This is a genomic window from Hansschlegelia beijingensis (genome assembly GCF_045505405.1).
GTDB lineage: Bacteria > Pseudomonadota > Alphaproteobacteria > Rhizobiales > Methylopilaceae > Methylopila > Methylopila beijingensis_A.
Map to the genome: position 1 here is coordinate 1 of NZ_JBJKEX010000482.1, position 1,762 is coordinate 1,762.

The following is a 1,762-nucleotide window of genomic DNA, read 5'->3' on the forward strand; positions in this document are numbered from 1 at the left end:
CGGCAGTGCCACGCAGCGAGGGGGTCCCCGGCGCGGAGGCTTAGACCCCTGCGCCAAAAGGCGCAAGGGGGATCGACCGCCACGAAGCCGCAATCGGCGGCGACGGTGGGCGCGGCGCCGAATTTCAGCGTGAAGTCGAGCGGCTTGCCGAGCAGCAGGATGAGGTCCGCTTCGCCGAGCACCTCGCCGAGCGCGCCGAGGCCCGGATCGTTGACCCCGCGCGGGCTCTCCATGCCGATCACCGGAACGCCGGAGGCCTGCTCCAGCGCCTCCATCGCGACCCGGCCCCGCTCGCCGCACATCGCGGGCCCGCAAAGGATCAGCGGCCGTTCGGCCTGCGTGAGCCGCAGCGCGACCGAGTCGACGAGATGCGGGTCGGCCCGAGCCGGGGGCCGCCCGGCCGACGCCGGCTCGGGCAGGCGGAAATCGCCGATGGCGGCCTGTTCCTCGAGCAGATCGCTCGGCAGGCTGAGATGCACCGGACCGGGCCGGCCCTCGCGCGCCAGCTTCATGGCCACCGCCAGATCGTCCCCGAGGGCGTCGAGCGAGGCGGAGGTCCAGGAGGCCTTGGTCATCGGTCGGGCGATGTCCGCCTGCGCCATCTCCTGGAAGGCGCCGCGGCCGAGCTCGCGCAGCGGCGCATGGCCGGACAGCAGCAGCAGCGGCGATTCCGCCGCCTGGGCGGTGAACAGGGCGGCGGCGGCGTTGGAGTGCCCCTGCCCTCCGGTCACCATCGCGACCCCGACCTCGCCGGTCAGTCGGCCCCAGGCGTCCGCCATGTGCACCGCCGCCGCCTCCTGGCGGACATGCACGATCTCGATGTCGGTCTCGAGCAGCGCGTCGAAGATCGGCATGATGTGATTGCCGGACAGCGTGAAGATCCGCGTGACCCCGAGGCGCTCGAGCGACCGGGCCACGATGTCGGCGCCGCGCAGGGACTGCATCGCGTTCGCCTCCATGGTCACGCGGCCTCGTCGAGCAGCGACTGGCCGGGCCGGACGCGGGTGAACGCGACGGGCTCGGTCGCGACCTGAAGCGCGCCGGAGCGCTCGCGCACCACCGTGTAGCGCGAGGTCGCAAGGTCGGAGGTCTCCGGGAAATCCTCGCGGAAATGCGCGCCGCGGCTGTCGGTGCGGGCGAGCGCAGCGGCGCAGATCGCGCGGCTGACCGCGACCAGGCTTTCGAGGTTCAGCCGGTCCATCCAGGTCAGATTGTAGCGGCGGTCGCCGTCCGGCGCGCCCGAGCGCGCCACCTTCCTATCAGAAGGCCCAGGGGCTGCCGCCGACGGGCTACGCCAGCGTCTCGCTGCTGCGCCGGCTCAAGACGGGGCGGTGAGCCCCGCCGCCGTTTGCGGGCTGCGCGCGGCGTGGTAGCGTGGTCCGTATGAAACGGCTGGTCCTGGGCGCTCTGCTGGCGATATTCGCCGCTCAGATGCTCGCCTTCGCGCCGGAGGCGGGCGCGCAGGATTATTACCGCCGCTACCAGGAAGCTCCGCCGCCCTCCGAGCGATCAGCGCGCCAGCGCCGCTACGTGGACGAGGACGACGCCTACTTCCAGCGGCGCATGCAGTACTACCGGCGCGACCAGGTCACGCGCCGCCAGCAGGAGGCGCGGCGCACGACCGAGGCGGCCCGGCCGCGCTCCGTGTTCCCGATCCCGTTCCTGCAGCGCCTGTTCGGGTCGCGTGACGACGCTGCTCGCCCGCCTGCAGTTCGCCTTCACGGTGTCGTTCCACATCGTCTTCCCGGCGTTCACGATCGGC

At 72.5% G+C, this 1,762-nt stretch carries 3 protein-coding genes; 1 reads left to right on the forward strand and 2 read right to left on the reverse strand.

What is annotated here, in order from left to right; translation table 11 throughout:
• Together ACIKT0_RS17835 and ACIKT0_RS17840 are read right to left on the reverse strand one after the other, a co-directional pair.
• The coding region (locus tag ACIKT0_RS17835) for a thiamine pyrophosphate-binding protein (RefSeq protein ID WP_407106673.1) at nucleotides 1-959 on the reverse strand (959 nt) is incomplete at its 3' end.
• Between the two features lie 2 nt (nucleotides 960-961).
• Nucleotides 962-1,252 carry a hypothetical protein gene (locus ACIKT0_RS17840; protein ID WP_407106671.1) on the reverse strand — a complete coding sequence of 97 codons (291 nt, stop codon included), beginning with the start codon at nucleotides 1,250-1,252 and terminating at the stop codon, nucleotides 962-964.
• A gap of 122 nt (nucleotides 1,253-1,374) precedes the next feature.
• Here ACIKT0_RS17840 and ACIKT0_RS17845 point away from each other — a divergent pair.
• A partial coding sequence (locus ACIKT0_RS17845; RefSeq protein WP_407106672.1) for a hypothetical protein occupies nucleotides 1,375-1,762 on the forward strand: 388 nt, incomplete at its 3' end.